Raw genomic sequence first — 17,707 nt, 5'->3', positions numbered from 1 at the left:
AAGCGCCCGGGTGTCGAACGGCCGTGTGAGCGCTTTCGCGGTTGACCGCGGGGCGCCGCAGCCTCCACAGTGACCGCATGAACCGCGCCCTCGGGGTGCTGACCTGCGGCGCCTTCCTCTCGATCGTGCTCGGGGTGCTCGGCTCCGGCGAACCCCGGCTCGCCCTCGTGCTCGGCGCGGTCTTCGCCGTGTTCGCGACGGTGGTCTTCGGCTGGGTGCGCGGCCGCGAGCGGCTCGCCTGGAGCGCGGCCTACGTCGCCGTCCAGCTGCCCCTGGCCTTCGTGCTCTTCACGATCGACGCCGGCGTCGGGACGACGTTGTTCCTGGTCGTGCTGGTCAGCCAGTGCGTGCTGCTGCGCCTGCCGCGGCCGGCGATCGCGCTGGTGATCGCCGTGGTCCCGCTCGTGCACCTCGGGATGTCGCTGGGCGAAGGGCTGCGGGAAGGGATCGGCACGTTCATGTCGGTGCTGTTCGCCGCGATCATCACCGAACTGCTGCTGCGGGAACAGCGCTCGCGCGGCGAACTCGCCGAAGCGCACGCGAAACTCCGCGACCACGCCGCCCAGGCGGAGCGGCTCGCGACGGCGCAGGAGCGCAACCGCGTCGCGCGCGACATCCACGACGGGCTCGGGCATTCGCTCACCGTCGTCCAGATGCAGGTGAAGGCCGCGCGGGCGGTGCTGCCGGCCGATCCCGGCAAGGCCGACGCCGTCCTGGCGAAAGCCCAGGAGCAGGCCGAAACCGCGCTGGCCGAGGTGCGCCGCTCGGTCCGGACGCTGCGCGAGCCGCGGGCGATCCCGCCGCTGCCGGAAGCGCTGCAAGCCCTCGCGGAAGAGACGTCGGCGACCGGTGTCCCGGCCCGGCTCACGGTCACCGGGACCGAACGCCCGCTCTCCGAGGAGCAGCGTGAAGCGCTCTACCGGGCCGCGCAGGAAGGCCTGACGAACGTCCGCAAGCACGCCGCCGCCGAGACCGTGGCCGTCGTCCTGGACTACGCCGCCGCGGCGGTCCGGGTCGAAGTCCGCGACGACGGCCGGGGCAGCGACGGCGGCGAGCCGGCCGGCTTCGGCCTGGTCGGGCTTCGCGAACGGGCCGCCCACCTCGGCGGCGAACTCGCCTTCACCTCGACCCCCGGTGGCGGCAGCGCCCTGACCATGGAGATCCCCGGATGACGCCGGTCCGCGTCCTGCTCGTCGACGACCAGGCCCTGTTCCGCGAAGCCCTCGCCACCCTGCTCGCCACGCACGACGGCATCGACGTCGTCGGCGAAGCCGGCAACGGCGCCGAAGCCCTGCGCGAAGCCGCTTCGCTGGCCCCGGACGTCGTCCTGATGGACCTCCGGATGCCGGTCCTCGACGGCGTGGCCGCGACCCGGCGGCTGCGGGCGGAGCAGCCGAACGTCCGGGTCATCGCGCTGACCACCTTCGACGACGACGAAGACGTCTTCGCGGCCCTGCGTGCGGGCGCCGTCGGCTACCTGCTGAAGGACGTCTCGTCGGCACGGCTGGTCGAGGCGGTGCTGGCGGCGGCGCGCGGGGAGTCCGTGCTGCAGCCGTCGGTGGCGGCCAAGGTGGTGGCGCGGTTCGCCCAGCTGCCGGACGCGCCGGAGCCGCGGCCCCAGCCGCTGGTGGTGCCGCTGTCCGAGCGCGAACTCGACGTGCTGCGGCTGCTCGCCGACGGCCGCAGCAACCGCGAGATCGCCGCGGCGCTGTTCCTCGCCGAAGGCACGGTGAAGAACCACGTCACGAACGTGCTGGGCAAGCTCGGCGCGCGCGACCGGACCCAGGCCGCGCTCCGCGCGAGGGATCTCGGCCTGCTTTAGACCGTGACCCCCGGTCATGACTTCCGGCACCTGGCAGCACGGCCGGGAACCGCGATTCTCGTCCAGGAACAATCCTGGAGGGAAACCATGACCACCACCGAAGTCCCCCGGACCACCGCCCGCAAGCTCGCGCGGTTCGCCGGCCACTACGTCGAGATGGTCGTCGCCATGCTCGCCGGCATGGTGGCGCTCGGCCCGCTGTGGCCGGCCGCCTGGCTCGAGCGGCCGGCCGTCGACGCGATCGTGATGGCCACGAACATGACCGTCGCGATGGGCCTCGCCTTGGCGCTGCGCCGACACCCGTGGCCGCGGATCGCCGAGATGGCCGCCGTGATGTACCTGCCGTTCGCCGCGCTGCTCGTGCCGTACGGGCTGGGCGCGATCTCCGGCACCGCGCTGATGGTCGCCGGGCACGTGATCATGTTCCCGCTGATGCTCGCCGCCATGGTGTGGCGCCGCGCCGAGTACTGGCACTGATCATGCTGAAGCGCCTCGCTTTCCTCCTCGCCGCGATCGCCGCCGTGCTGGTGGTTCCCGCCGTCGGCGCGACCGTCTCCGCGCTCGGTGCGATCGACGCCCTCTACGCCCCCGGCCCGCCGCGGCCCGTCCCCGCCGCGGCGCCGGTCCCCCACGACCCGGCCAAGCCGACCGCGGTGGTCGTCGTCGGCGATCGCGGTGCCGTGGTGTCGGACGCACTCGCCCCCTACGAGATCCTGGCCGCGACCGGCCGGTTCAACGTCTACACGGTGGCGCCGCACCGCGAGCCGAAACCGCTGACCGGCGGCCTCGACCTGGTGCCGGACCTCGATTTCGCCGGCCTCGCCGCCCGGCTCGGCGGATCCGCGCCGGACCTCGTCGTCGTGCCCGCGTTCCCGGACGTCGGCGAGCCCGGCACCGAGCCGGTCACCACCTGGCTGCGGGCGCAGGCCGGGCACGGCTCCAAGCTGCTGAGCGTCTGCAACGGCGGCGCGGTGCTCGCCTCCGCCGGGTTGCTCGACGGGCGGCCGGCCACCGCGCACTGGCTCAAGGTCGACGCCTGGGCTGCCGCCTACCCGGCGGTGCGGTGGGTGCGCGGGATGCGGTTCGTCGACGACGGGAACGTCGTCACCACCGCCGGGATCCTCTCCGGCATCGACGGCACGCTGCACTGGGTCGAACGGCTGGCGGGGCCCGCGGTGGCGGCCGACGCCGCGGCGGCCGTCGGCTGGCGCCGCTACGGCACCGCGGTGCCGGTGCACCCGCCGGCCGGGATGCCGGACGCGGTGGCGATCATCGACGCCGGGTTCCGCTGGAACCCCGACAAAATCGGCGTGCTGCTCGCGAACGGCGTCGGCGAGGTCGAGCTCGCTTCGGTGTTCGACACCGAAGGCCAGTCGCTGTCCTCGCGCACCCTGGCCGTGAGCGCCGACGGCGGCCCGATCCGGTCCCGGCACGGACTGACGTTCCTGCCCCGGGCCGCTCTGACCGCCGCGCCGGACCTCGACCGGCTGCTCGTACCCGGCGCAACGCGCGGGGTCACGCCGCCACCCGGCGGCCCGGCGCCCGAGTACGTCCACGACCGGCCGGGCTTCCCCTACGACACCGCGGTCAGCGGGCTGTCCCGCCGCACCGACGTCGCCACCGCGCGGTGGACGGCGAAGGTGCTGGAGCTGCCCACCGACGGGGTCGTCTTCGAAGGCGACGCCTGGCCCTGGCTGCCGACGGCCCTGCCGATCGTGCTGGTGCTGCTGGCCACGGCGGCCGTCGTCGTGGTCGTCCGGGTGCGGCGGAACCGGCGACCTGAAACGATTTAGGAAAGCGTGGCCGACGTCGGACTGCGGGCACCGGGCCTACCGGTGGCGTATTGCCAATGCGTGAGCTTCTCATTACAGTCACCTACCACGCCTGGTTGAAACGTTCTAATCCCTCGTTCGTCCCCGCCGCAAGGGAGCCCTGCATGCTGCCCTCGAAGCTCTGGCGCGCCACCACCACGACCCTCGCCGCGATCCTGGCCCTGTCGGCCGCCGCGGTTCCCCCGGCCGGCGCCGCGCCGCCGCCCGCCCTGGCCGGCGCGCACTGGATCTGGTACCGGGAAGGGACTCCCGCGCCCGCCGGGACCCGGTACTTCCGGACGACGTTCACCGTGCCGGCCGGGGCGGTCACCGACGCCCGGCTCGTCCTCACCGGCGACGACACCGCCGACGTCTGGCTCAACGGCACCCCGCTCGCGTCCTCGGCCCGCACCCGGGACTCGTGGCGCACGGCGCTGCCGGTGGACCTGCGGCCGGCGCTCACCCCGGGCGTCAACACCCTCGCCGTCGCCGTCCGCAACGCCGGCGGCCCGGCCGGCCTGCTCGGGCGGCTGCGGGTCACGACCGCGGCCGGCACCACCGACCTGGCCACCGGGGCCGGCTGGAAGAGCGCGCCGACCGTGCCGGAAGGCTGGGAACAGCCCGGTTTCGCGGACGGGACCTGGGCGCCCGCCGCGGATCTCGGCGCCTACGGCACCGCGCCGTGGGGCACCGGCGTCATCACCCCGAACCAGGCGGAAGCGTCACCGCTGTCGGTCGCGAGCGCCACGGTCGCGAACCGCGTCAATCCGCTGGGCGTCGATCCGGCACAGGCGCGGTTCGCCTGGAAGCTGACCTCACCCGCGCCGCAGCAGCGGCAGTCGGCGTACCAGATCGTCGTGTCCGCCGGCGGGCGCGACCTCTGGGACAGCGGCCGCGTCACCTCGGCGCAGCAGGCCGACGTCGCCTACGGCGGTCCCGCGCTCGGCTCGCTGACCGCGTACACCTGGAAGGTCCGCGTCTGGGACGGCCAGGGCCGGACGACCGGCTGGAGCCCGGTGCAGCGCTTCGAAACCGCGCTGCGGGCCCCGGCGACCGAGTGGACCGGCGCGTTCCTCGGCCGCGCCACGGCCGGCCCGGACCTCGCCGGGGCGAGCTGGATCTGGTACCCCGAAGGCGATCCGCTCGGCGGCGTACCGCCGGCCACCCGCTTCTTCCGCAAGACCCTGGACCTGGCCGCGGCCCCGGCGAAGGCCACCTTGGTCGTGACCGGGGACGACACCGCGACCGTCTGGGTCAACGGCACCCGCGTCAGCGACTCGCCGCGGGTCGCCGACTCGTGGAAGACGGCCGCGGTCGCCGAAGTCGGCAGCCTGCTGACGGCCGGGACGAACACGATCGCCATCAGCACGGAGAACACCACGCAGAGCCCGGCCGGGACGATCGCGAAGCTGACCGTCCAAGGTGGACCCTCGCTGGTCACCGACGGCACGTGGAAGGCGAGCCAGAGCGGCCCGGACGGCTGGGAGCAACGCGCCTTCGACGACAGTTCCTGGCCCGCGGCCCGGGCGCTGACCGCCTACGGCACCGGGCCGTGGGGCGCGAACGTCGCCGTCAGCGCCCCCGCTCCCCTGCTGCGCAAGAGCTTCACGGTCACGAAGCGGGTCGCGAACGCGCGGCTGCTGACGACCGCGCTCGGGCTGCAGGAGACCCACCTCAACGGCGTCAAGGTCGGCTCGGAGGTCCTGTCCCCCGGCTGGACCGACTACGCGAAACGCGTGCAGTACCGGGTTTCCGACGTCACCGGGCAGATCCGCCCCGGAGAGAACGTGCTGGGCGCGCTGGTGGGCAACGGCTGGTACTCCGGGAGCGTCGGCATCGCCGGGAGCCAGAAGTACGGCACCGAACCGTGGTACTCCGCGCAGCTGCGGCTGACCTACACCGACGGCACGAGCAGCACGATCGCGACCGACGGCACGTGGAAGGCCGGTGACGGCCCGATCCGCGCGGACGACCTCTACCAGGGCGAAACGTACGACGCGCGGCTGGCCACCGGCTGGGACCGGCCCGGCTTCGACGACCGCGCCTGGGCGGCACCCCGGGTGAAGACCGGTGCGCAGCCGAATCTGGTGTCCCAGGTGGACAACGGCGTCACGGTGCAGCAGGAGTTCAAGCCGGTCGCGTGGACCCAGCCGAAGCCCGGCGTGTGGGTGGCCGACCTCGGCCAGAACTTCGGCGGCTGGAACCGGTTGTCCGTGACCGGGCCCGCCGGCACGACGGTGACCATGCGGCACGCCGAAGTGCTCAACCCGGACGGCACGATCTACACGGCCAACCTCCGCGCGGCCCAGGCCACCGACCGGTTCACCCTCGCGGGCACCGGCGGCGCCGAGACGTACGAACCGCGGTTCACCGTGCACGGCTACCGGTACGTCGAGCTGACCGGCCTGCCGTCCGCGCCGACGACGTCGACCTTGACCGGCCGGGCGATGTGGACCACCGGCGCGCAGACCGGCACGTTCACGACGTCGAACCCGCTGGTGAACCAGCTGCAGCACAACATCCTGTGGGGCGAGCGCTCCAACATGCTGTCGGTGCCGAGCGACTGCCCGCAGCGCGACGAGCGGCTCGGCTGGACCGGCGACATCGGGATCTTCGCCGGGACGTCGACGTTCAACCTCGACGTCGCGAACTTCCTCGGCAAGTTCAGCGACGACCTCGTCGACGCGCAGCACGACGACGGGTCGTTCACCGACGTCGCGCCGGGCGTGCTCGGCGGCTCGGGCACGGCCGGCTGGGGCGACGCGGGCGTCATCGTGCCCTACACCCTGTGGCAGCGTTACGGCGACACCGGCGTGATCCAGGAGCACTTCGCGGCGATGGTCCGGTGGGTCGAGTACCTGCGCTCGACGTCGGGCGCGGACCTGATCCGCGACCACCAGACCTACGGGGACTGGCTGAACGTCAACGACAACACCGCGCAGGACCTGATCTCGACGGCGTTCTTCGCGTGGTCGTCGCGGCTGGTGTCCCGGATGGCCGCGGCCACCGGGCACACCGCGGAAGCGGCGAAGTACGGGACGCTCGCCGATCAGGTCGGCGCCGCGTTCACGAACCGGTTCGTGGCGGCGGACGGCACGGTCGGGTCGAACACGCAGACCGGGTACGTCCTGGCGCTGGCCTTCGGGCTGCTGCCGGCCGACCGCGTCCAGCCGGCGGCGGACAAGCTGGCGGCGCGCGTCACGGCGGCCGGTGGGCACCTCAGCGTCGGGTTCCTCGGGGTGGAGAACCTGTTACCGGTGCTGGCGGCGCACGGCCACGCCGACGTCGCCTACCGGGTGCTGCTGCAGCCCGACTTCCCCGGCTGGGGCTACATGATCGGCCACGGCGCGACGACGATCTGGGAGCGCTGGGACGGCATCAAGCCGGACGGCTCGTTCAACGACCCCGGGATGAACTCGTTCAACCACTACGGTCTCGGCTCGGTCGGCGACTTCCTGTACCGCTCGGTGGGCGGGCTGGCCCCGGCGTCCCCGGGCTACTCGGCGCTGCGGATCGCGCCCGTCCCGGGTGGCGGCTTGACCTCGGCGAAGTCGGCGTACGAGACGCCGTACGGCGGCGCGGTCAGCGACTGGTCGATCGTGAACGGAAAGCTGACGCTGCGGGTGACGGTCCCGGCCGGTTCCTCGGCGACGGTGGTGGTGCCGACGTCTCGGCCCGCGGAGATCACCGCGCCGCCCGAGGCGGTGCCGTCGGCCGCGGGGACGTACTTCGTGCCGTCGGGCTCGTACGTTTTCACGGCTCCGGCGTGACCGGCGAGCCGGTGCCGCCGCGGACACGGCGGCGGCACCGGCTCAGCCGATCAGGTTGAGCTTCAGGTGGAAGTTGTCCAGCGTCGCCGGCAGCGGACGGTCCGGGGACAGGACCGGTCCCGACGCCTGCTCGAACCGGTGGTGGCGCAGCAGGTTCGCCAGCATCGTGCTCGCGCAGAACAGCACCAGGTCGCGGCCCGGGCAGATCGCCGGGCCGGCGCTGAACGGGACCAGGGCCGGGTTCTCCGCCGCACGGCCGTCGAGCCAGAGGTCCGGCTCGAACCGGTCGGCGTAGGGCAGGTCCGGATCGCGGTGGAAGAACGGCGTGAAGATCAGCACCGTCGTGCCCGCCGGACCCCAGGACGTCTCCTCCGTCGTCTCGCGCAGGATCATCGGCGTGGTCGGCCACAGCCGGACCGCGTCCAGCACGCACGCGCGCAGGTAGCTCAGCTGAGCCGGCTCGGTGTCCCCGATGTCCGTGCGGGCCCGCTCCTGCTCCGCCGGGTGGCTCGCCAGCAGGGCCAGCGTCCGGTACGTCGCCATCCCCGCCGCGTCGAACGCGAACAGCCAGTGCGCCACCTGATCGGGTGCGGTGTCTTCGCCGACCTCGGCGATCACGGCGGCGAGGCTGCCCGGCTCGGCGCGGTTCAGGTGCTCTGTGAGGCGCCGCCGGAACTCTTCGCGCAGTTGCCGGCGCTTCGGGTGCAGGTACGCCCAGTTCGCGTCGAGCCGCAGGCGTTCGAGCTGGTCGGTCAGCGTCGTGTCGTCGCGGGCACCCGACCCCAGCACGACGCGCCGGACCAGCCGCCACCAGGCGACGTTGAACGTGTCCCAGTCGAGGGAACCCGCCCTCGGCAGGAAGGCCGCCTCTTCGGCGATCGCGTGGGCGAACGGCGTCGCGAGCTCGTGCAGCGGACGGCCGGGTTCGAGCGCGGCCTCGGTGAACCGGCGGCGGCCGGGCCGGTCGGCCGCGTCCGAAATGAGGACGCCGTGCGGCTGGAAGTGCCCCAGCGCGGCCCGCTTCTCCACTGTGGACGGACTGAACGGCGTCGGCGTGCCGGCCAGCAGCCGCTTCACGTCCGCGCCGGACAGGGCCAGTTCCACCGACCGGCCGGGGACACGCAGCTTCAGTGGACGGCCGTAGTGGCGGTCGCGCAGGCGGCGAAGCAGCCGCACGCCGGCGCGGTCGAACTGCAGTTTCCCGGCCACCGCCATCGCCGCGGGACGGCGCTTGATCACCCCGCCGGCCAGCGTGGGCAACGCCACCTCGACCGCGACACGCAGGGTCTCGGCCACCGAAGCGGTCTCCGGTCGCGTGCGGGGTTCCCGAGTGGACGTCATGGCGCCCGGCTACCCGCGGTGGCCGCGCCGAAACGCCCTCAGCCGCGCAGGGCGACGTTCAGCACGTCGCCGGCGTGGTCCAGGCAGTCCACGCAGATCACCGAGTCCCGGGCCGCGCAGTCCACGCGCAGCAGCGGACGCCGGAGCCCGAGGAACGTCCGGCGCTCGCGACGGCCGCAGAAGTCGCAGACCGCGGCCAGCGGCGACGTCACCGCGGCCAGCACGTCACCCGCGCCGCTCTCCCGGTCCGCACCGTCGCGCACCACGCGCAGGCCGGCGCGGACGCAGTCCACGCAGATCGGCCCGTTCCGGCCGGGCACCCGGGGGTCGCGCCGCCTGCCGCAGAACCGGCACGGACTGCCCGCCCCGTTCATCGCCGTCACGCGGCCTCCTCGGTTTCGCCGCTCGCACGCCGGGAATCCGGGTCGCGGCGCGCCTCTTCCCGCCACGCTACCCGGCTCCCGGGAGCCTGGCCGATCGCGGTGCGTCCCGGTGGAACCCGGCATCACGCTCGACCGGGTCTCCTGGCCGCGGCGGTGCGGGACGAGCGGCAGGAGGAGACCTTTGGCGTCGTTGACGGTGTTGTTCGGAGTGGCGGGCCTGCTCGCGCTCGCGGCGGCGATCGTGCCCAAGCTGGTTGCCGACCGGCCGTTCTCGGTGCCGCTGGTGATGCTCCTGGCCGGGATCGTGCTCGGGCTGCTCCCGCTGCCCGCCCCCTACGGCGACGGCTGGGGCGACCCGGCCGCCCACCTGGACGGCGTCGAATCCTTCGCCCAGCTGGGCATCCTCGTCGCGCTCGCCGGGGCGGGACTGTCGGTCGACCGGCCGTTCGGCCTGCGCCGGTGGGGGTCCACGTGGCGGCTGCTCGCGATCACCATGCCGGTGTCGATCCTCGCGATCGCCGTGCTCGGGTACTGGTGGCTCGCGCTCGCTCCCGGCGTCGCGCTCCTGCTGGCCGCCGCGCTGGCCCCGACCGACCCGGTGCTGGCCGGCGACATCGGCGTCCCGCACCCCGACGTCGAGCCGGAACTGGCCAGGAACAACGAAATCCGCTTCACGCTGACGACGGAAGCGGGGCTCAACGACGGCCTCACCATGCCGTTCGTCGTCCTCGGCCTGGCCCTGGCGAGCGGCGAGCCGCGCCTGGACCTGTCCTGGGTGCTGGGGGACCTGCTGCTGCCCCTGGTCGTCGGCGTCGTGGCCGGCCTGGTCACCGGGCGGCTGCTCGGCTGGGCGATCTTCCGCACGCCGTCGGACCGGCTGCGGCTGGCCGAGTACGCCGACGGGCTGGTCCTGCTCGCGCTGGCGTTCGTGCCCTACGCGCTGGCGGAAGCCGCCCACGGCAACGGGTTCGTCGCCGTGTTCGTCGCGGCGGTCGCGGTGCGCACGCAGGAGCGCGAGCACGAGTACCACGGCGTCCTGCACGCCTTCGGCCACCAGCTGGAACGGCTGTTCGTCCCGCTCGCCCTGCTGGGCTTGGGCCTGGCGATCGGCGACGGCCTGCTGCGCGGGCTGCAGCCCCTGGAAGTGGTGATCGCCGTCGTCGCCGTGCTGGTGGTGCGGCCCCTGGTGGGGTGGCTTTCCCTGCTCGGCGCGCGGTCACCGGGACGGCCCGCCACCGCGGCGATCGCGTTCTTCGGCGTGCGCGGCATCGGCACGCTCTACTACCTGGCCTACACGCTCAACCGGCTCCCCGTGCCGCAGCAGGACGTGCTGTGGCGCGTAGGCGCGCTCGCCGTCGCGGTGTCGGTGATCGTGCACGGCGTCCTCGCGGAGCCGGCGATCCAGCGGATCGAGCGGATGGGCGGGCATCTGCCTGCCGATGTGTAGCCGCGCGGAGAGTGGGTATCAGTCTGTCAAGGCCCTTTTGGCGACTGGCCGATCCGGAAATGTCGCCCGCGACGGAAGGTGCACCCAGATGAACGACAAGATCGAAAACAAGGGCGAAGAGCTCAAGGGCCGCGCCAAGGAAGCCGTCGGTGACGCCACCGGCAACGAGCAGTGGCAGGCCGAAGGCAAGTCCGAGCAGGCCAAGGGCTCGCTCAAGCAGGCCGGCGAGAAGATCAAGGACGCCGTGAAGGGTGTCACAGACAAGAAGTGACGCGGTTCTCCGCTGCCGCGCCCCGGACTCCGGGGTGCGGCAGCGGGCTTGTGTCCGGGGCCGGTGAGTTCTCCGGCGGCGTTCACCGGTAGCGGGAGGCGAGTTCCGGCCCCTGCCCGCCGAAGGCCGCGAGATCGGCTCGAAAGACGGCGTCGAGCAGCCCGGCGTCCTCGACACCCGGCGCGGTGACGACCTCGCCGAGTTCGAAGCCGCGCAAGGACGCGGTGACGACGTCGGCGGCGGACATCCGCGGCACCGCGCTCAGGTCGAGCCCCTGGCGCTCGTGGAACTCGGTGGCGACGACACCCGGGCACAGCACCTGCACGCCGACACCGGTGCCCTCCAACTCGGCGCTCAGCGTCTGGGACAGGGCGACGAGGTAGGCCAGGGACCCGGCGTAGACCGCGCGGCGGGGCATGACCGAGGAGTCGGCCGGACCGCTGAAGGCGATCATCCCGGCCACGTTGACGATCCGCCCCGCACCGCGTTCCTGCATGCCCGCGACCGCGGCGCGGGTGAGCATGGTGGGCGCGGCGACCTTGACGTGGACCAGCTCGGCGGCCTTGTCGGCGGGCAGCTGCGCCAGCGGCATGTAGTGCGCGACACCGGCGTTGTTCACGAGCATGGTCAGCGGCTCGGCGGCGCAGAGGGCGGCGACGGTGGCGACGCCGTCGTCGGTGGACAGGTCGGCGGCCACCGTGCGCACCTTGACTTCCGGGTGGGCGGCGGCGAACTCGGCGAGGCGGTCCTCGCGGCGGCCGGTGACGATCAGGTCGTAGCCGTCGGCGGCGAGGCGTTCGGCGAAGGCCCGGCCGATGCCGGAGGTGGCGCCGGTCACGAGGGCGAGCTGGTTCATGGGTTCCGTTCCTTCCTGACGTGCTGCCACCAGGATCGGCCCGGACCGCGGGCGCAGGAAGTGGTCCGGTTTTCCTGGGACCGGCGATACCAGGACAAGCGGCCGGCCGGCTTGCACAATCGACCTATGGCGAACACCGGACTCGGCACGGCCCTGCGCCACTGGCGCGACCGCGTCTCACCCCAGGCCACCGGCCTGCCCGCGGGCAGCCGCCGCCGCGCCGCCGGGCTGCGCCGCGAGGAACTGGCGCAGCTGGCCGGCATCTCCGCCGACTACGTCATCCGGCTCGAGCAGGGCCGCGCCACCAGCCCCTCGGCCCAGGTCGTCGAGGCTCTCGCCCGGGCCCTGCGCCTCACCCAGGACGAACGCACGCACCTGTTCCGGCTGGCCGGCCTCGCGCCCCCGAGCCCCGGCACGGTCCCGCGGCACATCACACCCGGCGTCCACCGCATGCTGGACCGGCTCGCCGGCACCCCCGTCGCCGTCTTCGACGCGGCCTGGAACCAGCTGCTCGCCAACCCGCTCCACACGGCCCTGATGGGCGAACGCCGCGGCAGCGACCTCAACGGCGTCCGGCGCACCTTCCTCAGCCCGAACACCCGGGTGCGCGACACCCCGGAGGCACGGGACGCGCTGCAGGCGGCCCTGGTCGCCGACCTGCGCCGCACCGCCGGCCGCTACCCCGACGACCCGGACCTCCGCTCGCTCATCGCCGACCTCCGGCGGCACAGCCCGCGGTTCGCCGCCCTGTGGGAGTCGGGTGCCGTCGGGCAGCACGAGTCCGCCCGCAAGACCATCGACCACCCGGACGTCGGCGCGCTGACCCTGGATTGCGACATCCTCAGCGTCGCGGGCAGCGACCTGCGGCTCATGGTCTACTCGGCCGAACCGGGCACCGAAGCGGCCGACCGGCTGGCGCTGCTGGGCGTCATCGGCACGCAGTCGCTGGTCGAGGAACGCTGATCGACCCCGGCAAGGGGGTCTCGCAGTACCTGGAACGCCAGGGTCTCCCGCACGTCCTGGACGCCTGTCAACGTGGCAGCACAGGCTCCACGACAAAAGGAACGAAACCCCATGGCGGACAGCCGATTCACCACCCACGCGGACCTTTTCGACCTGCGGGGGAAGAACGCCCTCGTCACCGGCGGCACCAAGGGCATCGGGTTGATGATCGCGCGCGGCCTCCTGCAGGCGGGTGCCCGCGTGATCATCAGCTCGCGCAAGGCGGACACGTGCGCGGAGGCCCAGCGGCTCCTGTCCGAATTCGGTGACGTCCAAGCCGTTCCCGCCGATCTGTCCACTCACGACGAGTGCCGGCGCCTCGCCGAGCTCGTCCAAGCCGGCTCGGATCGCCTGGACATCCTCGTCAACAACGCGGGAGCGATGTGGCGCGAGCCGCTGGAGACGTTCCCGGACGGGGCCTGGGACACCGTGCTCGACCTCAACCTCAAGTCGCCGTTCTGGCTGGTGCAGGCGCTGCTCCCGGCCCTTCGCCGGGCGGGCACCGCCGAGGATCCCGCGCGGGTCATCAACATCGGCAGCATCGCCGCCATCCACGTGGCCGAGTCGCCCAACTATTCGTACGCCAGCAGCAAAGCGGGACTGCACCAGCTCACCCGGGTGCTGGCCCGGGAACTGGGCCCCCAGCACGTCACGGTGAACGCGGTGGCCCCCGGACCGTTCCCGTCGCAGATGATGGCGGCCACGCTCGAGGCCGTCGGCGACGCGATCGCGGCGAAGGCCCCGCTGCGCCGGCTCGGCCGCGACGACGACATGGCCGGCGTCGCCGTGTTCCTCGCCGGCCGGGCCGGCGCGTACCTCACGGGCACCGTCATCCCGGTCGACGGCGGTATCGCCACGACCGCAACGGGTACCTAAGCGGCGTGCGAGGGGTGCGCAGCCGTCGGGGGGTACCAGCAGAACCTGCCTCCGCCCGCGAACAGGGCTTACGGTGAAGGGGTGACCAAGATCGATCTGCGCACCGAGATCAAGGAGTTCCTGAGCTCGCGTCGCGCGCGGATCCCGCCCGAGCGGGCCGGGCTGCCCGCCTACGGCGGCAACCGCCGGGTCAAGGGTCTGCGCCGCGAAGAGGTGGCTCTGCTGGCCGGGATCTCGGTCGACTACTACGTGCGGATGGAGCGCGGCAGCCTCACCGGCGCCTCCGACGGGGTGCTCGACGCGGTGGCCTCCGCCTTGCACCTCGACGAAGCCGAGCGCGATCACCTGTTCCACCTCGCGCGGCAGTCCCGGGCGCCCGGCGGTCCCCGCCGCCGGCGCCCCGCCGTGACGGTGCGTCCGGCGCTTCGGCAGGTGCTCGACGCCATCACCGACGCGCCGGCTTGGATTTGCCACGGCCGGTACGACGTCCTGGCCATGAATCCCCTGGCCCGCGCGCTGTATTCACCGCTGCTGGCCGACCCGCGACGGCCGGCGAACACCGCGCGGTTCGTGTACCTGGAGCCCGAAGCGGCGAAAACGTTCTTCGTCGACTACGACCGGATCGTCGGCGATGTGGCCGCGAAGCTGCGCATGGAAGCCGGCCGCAATCCGCACGACCAGGAACTGATCGCCCTGGTCGGTGAACTGTCGACACGCAGTGAACTGTTCCGGCAGCGCTGGGCGTCCCAGGACGTCCGGTTCCACCGGTCCGGACGCAAGCGCCTGCACCATCCGGTGGTGGGCCGGCTCGACCTGGACGTCGAGTCGATGGAGCTGCCCGCCGACCCCGGCCTGCTCCTCAACGTCTACACCGCGCCCGCCGGCACGGCGGCCGCGGACGGTCTGGCCCTGCTGGCGTCGTGGGCGGCCGGCCAGGAGACGCCGGCGACCGAGGTCCAGGAGATGCCGGCCGGGCCCCCGCAGCCGGGGCGCGGGCAAACCCGGTGACCGACGGCCGTTCGCCGTTGCGGTGCTAGTCCCTCGTGCGGCGGGTGCCGTCGCCGAGGGGCTCGGTCCGCCCGGCGGCGTCGAGGCGTTCCAGCAGCGGGATCATCACCCGGCGGGTGCTGTCGAGGGCCTTGCGCGCCTCGGAAACCGTGAACGGCTGGGGCACCCGGCGCAGCTCCTCCACCGCCCGCTCCGCCACGTCCGGGCCGAGCACGACCCCCTCGGCGAGCGCGGTCAACCGGCCGAGGCGGACCGCCGCCGCCAGCTCGCGCCGGCCGAGGCCCAGTGCGCGCAGCTCGTCCGCCTCGGGCGCGCGGAAGGGGTGCTCGGCGAGCCGTTTCGCCACCGTTTCCAGGGCCTTCTCGACGGCGGGGGCGAGCCCGGCGCCGGGCCGGCGGACCAGGCCGCCCGCCACCTCGAAGCCGGTGCCCCGCACCACGGGGACGACCAGCTCCGGGGCGGGCAGCCCGAGCCGCTGCCGCAACGCCTCCACCGGAACGCCCGCGGCCGTGCTGTCCCACGCGCCGACGACTTCGGCCGCCTGCGTGCGCGACGCCGCGAGCCGATCGTCGTCCGCGTACCACTCGCCCAGCCGCTCCCCCGTCGCGGGCAGGCCCATCGCCGTGAAGTCCGCCGCACGCACGAAACCCTTGCGGCGCAGGTAAACCCGGGCGAGGTCGGGTTCGGCCAGCTCGCGGCCGCGGGCCCGCGCCGCGCCGCGGCGGGACAGGGCGGGCGGGTCGACGTCGAGGACGTCGAACCCGGCGGCGATCCGGTGCTCGCCGGGATCGCGCACCAGGCCGCGGTCGCCGGTGCGCAACGGCAGCGCGGTGGCCGTGGTGAGCCGCGCGGTGTCCGTCCCGAGTGGACGGACCCGGACCGGCACGGCCGCCGTGCCCAGGTGCAGCACCAGTTCGCGGTGCAGGTCCGCGGCGGCCGCGCCGCGCAGCCGGACGTCGAACTCGGCCGTGGTGCGCCACCGGCCCGGGGTGAGCAGGACGTCGCCGCGGCGGACGTCACCGCGCGGGGTGCCGCGCAGGTTCACCGCGACCCGGGCCACCGCGCCGACCCGGTCGCGGGGTTCGCCGAGAGCCTGCAGGGCGCGGATCTTCACCCGCGCCGAACCCAGCAGGAACTCGTCGCCGGCGGCGATCGTGCCGGCGGCCAGCGTGCCCGTGACGACCGTGCCGGCCCCCGAAACCGTGAAGGCCCGGTCGATCCACAGCCGCACGTCGGCGTCCGGATCGGGCGCCGGCAGCCCGGCGGTGAGCTCCCCGATCGCCGTGCGCAGGCCGGCCAGGCCCGCGCCCGTGGTGCCGCTGACGGCGACGCTCGGGACGGCCCCGAGCGAGGTCGCGGCGATCTCCCCCAGCGCGACGGCCGTCGCGGCGGCCGGGTCGGCGCGGTCGGCCTTGGTGACGACCAGCAGCCCGCGGCGGACGCCGAACGCGTCCAAGGCCGCGAGGTGTTCGGCCGACTGCGGCATCCAGCCCTCGTCCGCGGCGACGACGAACAGCACCGCCGGGGCCGGCCCGGCGCCGGCGAGCATGTTCGGCACGAACCGCTCGTGGCCCGGCACGTCCACGAACGCGACGTCCTCGGCGCCGATCCGGGTCCACGCGAAGCCGAGGTCGATGGTGAGGCCGCGGCGGCGTTCCTCGGCCCACCGGTCCGGTTCCATCCCGGTCAGCCGCCGCACCAGCGTGGACTTCCCGTGGTCGACGTGCCCGGCGGTGACGATCACCCGCATCGGCGGACGGCTTCCCGCAGCCGGTCGTCCTCTTCCGGCCGCACGGTCCGCAGGTCGAGCAGGCAGCGGTCCTTGACGACCCGGCCGGCGACGGCGGGTTCGCCCGTGCGCAGCGCGGCCGCGTACCGGGCGGGCAGGCTCACCGCGGCGCTGGGCAGTTCGACGCCCGGCGCTCCCCCGCCGCCGACGGCCGCCACCGACGCGACCACCTCGGCATCGGCGTTCTCGAGGGACTTGACCAGCGCTTCGGCGCGTTCGGTCAAGCTCGCGACGGACACGTCGAGCGCGGCCCGCACCGGGGGTTGCGGCCCACGCAGCGTCGCTTCGAGGGCGGCGAGGGTGAGCTTGTCGACGCGCAGGGCCCGCGCGGCCGGGTGCCGCCGCAGCCGTTCGACGACGTCCGCGTCGCCGAGCAGCAGGCCGGCCTGCGGACCGCCGAGCAGCTTGTCCCCGCTCGCGGTGACGATCGTGGCGCCCGCCCGCAGCGCGCTCGCCGCGTCCGGTTCGGCCGGCAGGAGCGGGTGCGGAGCCAGCAGGCCGGAGCCGATGTCGGCGACCAGCGGCACGCCGAGCCCGGCCAGCTCGCCCAGCGCCGCTTCCGCGGTGAACCCGGTGACGCGGTAGTTCGACGGGTGCACCTTGAGCACGAACCCGGTGTCCGGGCCGATCGCCGCGGCGTAGTCCCGCGCCGACGTCCGGTTCGTGGTCCCGACCTCGCGCAGCCGCGCGCCGGCCGATTCCAGCAGGTCCGGGATCCGGAAGCCGTCGCCGATCTCGACCAGCTCGCCCCGGCTGACGACGATCTCCCGGCCCGGGGCCAGCGCGAGCGCGCAGAGCAGCAGGGCGGCCGCGTTGTTGTTGACCACGTGCACCGCACCGGCGTCCGGCACGGCCGCCCGCAGCGCCGCGAGGGCGCCGCGGCCGCGGCGGGCCCGCTCGCCGGTCGCGAGGTCGAATTCGACGTCGGTGGCGCCGGCGGCCGCGACGACGGCGTCGCGCGCGGCCGCCGAAAGCGGGGCGCGGCCGAGGTTGGTGTGCACGACGACGCCGGTCGCGTTGATCACCGGCCGCAGCGAGGAGGCGCCCGCCGGGAGCCGGGCCAGCACGGTGTCGACGACGTCGGCGGGGGCGATCTCCCCCGCCCGCACCGCCTGCTGGACGTCGTTGACCACCGCTTTGACCAGGTCCCGGCCGAGCGTCCCGGCGGCCTTGGCGATCCGGGGCTCGGCCAGGACCGCGTCGGTCCGCGGGACCGCGCGGCGCGGGTCAGGCATGGCGGAGGCGGACGGGAATCGAACCCGCCAGCGGCAGAACCTGCCGTTCGACGGTTTTGAAGACCGCGCCGGTCACCAGGCCGGATACGCCTCCCT

15 protein-coding genes and 1 tRNA gene are annotated in these 17,707 nt (G+C 74.0%); 10 read left to right on the top strand and 6 right to left on the bottom strand.

The window, feature by feature from the left end; genetic code table 11:
• The first annotated feature begins 77 nt into the window (after positions 1–77).
• The 5 genes from C2L58_RS28370 (at position 78) to C2L58_RS28350 (ending at position 7,403) form a co-directional block, all read left to right on the top strand.
• On the top strand, positions 78–1,172 hold the full coding sequence (locus C2L58_RS28370) for a sensor histidine kinase (RefSeq protein ID WP_103340728.1): 1,095 nt from the start codon (positions 78–80) through the stop codon (positions 1,170–1,172).
• Positions 1,169–1,822 carry a response regulator gene (locus C2L58_RS28365; RefSeq protein WP_103340727.1) on the top strand — a complete coding sequence of 218 codons (654 nt, stop codon included), beginning with the start codon at positions 1,169–1,171 and terminating at the stop codon, positions 1,820–1,822. The genes C2L58_RS28370 and C2L58_RS28365 overlap by 4 nt, the downstream gene beginning before the upstream one ends.
• 87 nt (positions 1,823–1,909) lie before the next feature.
• Positions 1,910–2,299: a hypothetical protein gene (locus C2L58_RS28360; protein WP_103340726.1), complete on the top strand. Its 390-nt coding sequence runs from the start codon at positions 1,910–1,912 to the stop codon at positions 2,297–2,299.
• 2 nt (positions 2,300–2,301) lie between these two features.
• Positions 2,302–3,615, top strand: coding sequence for a DJ-1/PfpI family protein (locus C2L58_RS28355; protein ID WP_103340725.1), 1,314 nt, complete (start codon positions 2,302–2,304; stop codon positions 3,613–3,615).
• A 143-nt stretch (positions 3,616–3,758) separates the two neighbouring features.
• On the top strand, positions 3,759–7,403 hold the full coding sequence (locus C2L58_RS28350) for a family 78 glycoside hydrolase catalytic domain (RefSeq protein ID WP_103340724.1): 3,645 nt from the start codon (positions 3,759–3,761) through the stop codon (positions 7,401–7,403).
• 42 nt (positions 7,404–7,445) lie between these two features.
• Here the strand turns inward: C2L58_RS28350 and C2L58_RS28345 are convergent, their stop codons facing one another.
• A complete protein-coding gene (locus C2L58_RS28345) occupies positions 7,446–8,744 on the bottom strand; it encodes a cytochrome P450 (protein ID WP_103340723.1) in 1,299 nt (432 codons plus the stop codon).
• A 38-nt stretch (positions 8,745–8,782) separates the two neighbouring features.
• The gene (locus tag C2L58_RS28340) at positions 8,783–9,118 is read right to left on the bottom strand and encodes a hypothetical protein (RefSeq protein WP_233225993.1); all 336 of its coding nucleotides are present in this window, start codon (positions 9,116–9,118) and stop codon (positions 8,783–8,785) included.
• A 190-nt stretch (positions 9,119–9,308) separates the two neighbouring features.
• Between C2L58_RS28340 and C2L58_RS28335 the strand changes: the two genes are divergently transcribed.
• A complete protein-coding gene (locus C2L58_RS28335; RefSeq protein ID WP_103340721.1) occupies positions 9,309–10,574 on the top strand; it encodes a cation:proton antiporter domain-containing protein in 1,266 nt (421 codons plus the stop codon).
• A gap of 88 nt (positions 10,575–10,662) precedes the next feature.
• On the top strand, positions 10,663–10,845 hold the full coding sequence (locus C2L58_RS28330) for a CsbD family protein (protein WP_103340720.1): 183 nt from the start codon (positions 10,663–10,665) through the stop codon (positions 10,843–10,845).
• A gap of 82 nt (positions 10,846–10,927) precedes the next feature.
• On the opposite strand, the gene C2L58_RS28325 is transcribed toward C2L58_RS28330, so the two are convergent.
• Entirely contained in the window at positions 10,928–11,701 is a 774-nt protein-coding gene (locus C2L58_RS28325; RefSeq protein WP_103340719.1) for an SDR family NAD(P)-dependent oxidoreductase, read from the bottom strand.
• Positions 11,702–11,827: 126 nt separating this feature from the next.
• Here C2L58_RS28325 and C2L58_RS28320 point away from each other — a divergent pair, with 126 nt between their 5' ends.
• From C2L58_RS28320 to C2L58_RS28310, 3 genes are all read left to right on the top strand, one after another.
• Positions 11,828–12,664, top strand: a complete 837-nt coding sequence (locus C2L58_RS28320; RefSeq protein ID WP_103340718.1) for a helix-turn-helix transcriptional regulator — start codon at positions 11,828–11,830, stop codon at positions 12,662–12,664.
• Between the two features lie 111 nt (positions 12,665–12,775).
• Complete coding sequence (locus C2L58_RS28315) at positions 12,776–13,579, top strand: SDR family oxidoreductase (protein ID WP_103340717.1); 804 nt, start codon at positions 12,776–12,778, stop codon at positions 13,577–13,579.
• Positions 13,580–13,660: 81 nt separating this feature from the next.
• A complete protein-coding gene (locus C2L58_RS28310) occupies positions 13,661–14,587 on the top strand; it encodes a helix-turn-helix transcriptional regulator (protein ID WP_103340716.1) in 927 nt (308 codons plus the stop codon).
• 25 nt (positions 14,588–14,612) lie between these two features.
• Here C2L58_RS28310 and C2L58_RS28305 read toward each other — a convergent pair whose 3' ends face one another.
• The 3 genes from C2L58_RS28305 to C2L58_RS28295 all read right to left on the bottom strand — a co-directional run bounded on the left by C2L58_RS28305 (position 14,613) and on the right by C2L58_RS28295 (position 17,705).
• Positions 14,613–16,337 carry a SelB domain-containing protein gene (locus tag C2L58_RS28305; protein ID WP_103340715.1) on the bottom strand — a complete coding sequence of 575 codons (1,725 nt, stop codon included), beginning with the start codon at positions 16,335–16,337 and terminating at the stop codon, positions 14,613–14,615.
• Positions 16,328–17,611 carry an L-seryl-tRNA(Sec) selenium transferase gene (gene selA / locus C2L58_RS28300; RefSeq protein ID WP_103340714.1) on the bottom strand — a complete coding sequence of 428 codons (1,284 nt, stop codon included), beginning with the start codon at positions 17,609–17,611 and terminating at the stop codon, positions 16,328–16,330. Before selA ends, C2L58_RS28305 begins: the two co-directional genes overlap by 10 nt.
• Positions 17,611–17,705: transfer RNA gene (locus C2L58_RS28295), tRNA-Sec, on the bottom strand. Before C2L58_RS28295 ends, selA begins: the two co-directional genes overlap by 1 nt.
• Positions 17,706–17,707: the final 2 nt, after the last annotated feature.

The organism is Amycolatopsis sp. CA-126428, assembly GCF_002904335.1.
In the GTDB taxonomy this organism is placed as follows: domain Bacteria; phylum Actinomycetota; class Actinomycetes; order Mycobacteriales; family Pseudonocardiaceae; genus Amycolatopsis.
The sequence above is the reverse complement of the archived record's forward strand: the minus strand, read 5'-3'. Positions and strand labels throughout refer to the sequence as shown.

Excerpts from the sequence above, each read along its gene's own strand:
- C2L58_RS28305 (WP_103340715.1), bottom strand. The coding sequence starts at position 16,337 with ATGCGGGTGATCGTCACCGCCGGGCACGTCGACCACGGGAAGTCCACG.
- C2L58_RS28365 (WP_103340727.1), top strand. The coding sequence starts at position 1,169 with ATGACGCCGGTCCGCGTCCTGCTCGTCGACGACCAGGCCCTGTTCCGC.
- C2L58_RS28320 (WP_103340718.1), top strand. The coding sequence starts at position 11,828 with ATGGCGAACACCGGACTCGGCACGGCCCTGCGCCACTGGCGCGACCGC.
- C2L58_RS28330 (WP_103340720.1), top strand. The coding sequence starts at position 10,663 with ATGAACGACAAGATCGAAAACAAGGGCGAAGAGCTCAAGGGCCGCGCC.
- C2L58_RS28345 (WP_103340723.1), bottom strand. The coding sequence starts at position 8,744 with ATGACGTCCACTCGGGAACCCCGCACGCGACCGGAGACCGCTTCGGTG.
- C2L58_RS28350 (WP_103340724.1), top strand. The coding sequence starts at position 3,759 with ATGCTGCCCTCGAAGCTCTGGCGCGCCACCACCACGACCCTCGCCGCG.
- C2L58_RS28340 (WP_233225993.1), bottom strand. The coding sequence starts at position 9,118 with ATGAACGGGGCGGGCAGTCCGTGCCGGTTCTGCGGCAGGCGGCGCGAC.
- selA (WP_103340714.1), bottom strand. The coding sequence starts at position 17,611 with ATGCCTGACCCGCGCCGCGCGGTCCCGCGGACCGACGCGGTCCTGGCC.
- C2L58_RS28355 (WP_103340725.1), top strand. The coding sequence starts at position 2,302 with ATGCTGAAGCGCCTCGCTTTCCTCCTCGCCGCGATCGCCGCCGTGCTG.
- C2L58_RS28315 (WP_103340717.1), top strand. The coding sequence starts at position 12,776 with ATGGCGGACAGCCGATTCACCACCCACGCGGACCTTTTCGACCTGCGG.
- C2L58_RS28325 (WP_103340719.1), bottom strand. The coding sequence starts at position 11,701 with ATGAACCAGCTCGCCCTCGTGACCGGCGCCACCTCCGGCATCGGCCGG.
- C2L58_RS28370 (WP_103340728.1), top strand. The coding sequence starts at position 78 with ATGAACCGCGCCCTCGGGGTGCTGACCTGCGGCGCCTTCCTCTCGATC.
- C2L58_RS28360 (WP_103340726.1), top strand. The coding sequence starts at position 1,910 with ATGACCACCACCGAAGTCCCCCGGACCACCGCCCGCAAGCTCGCGCGG.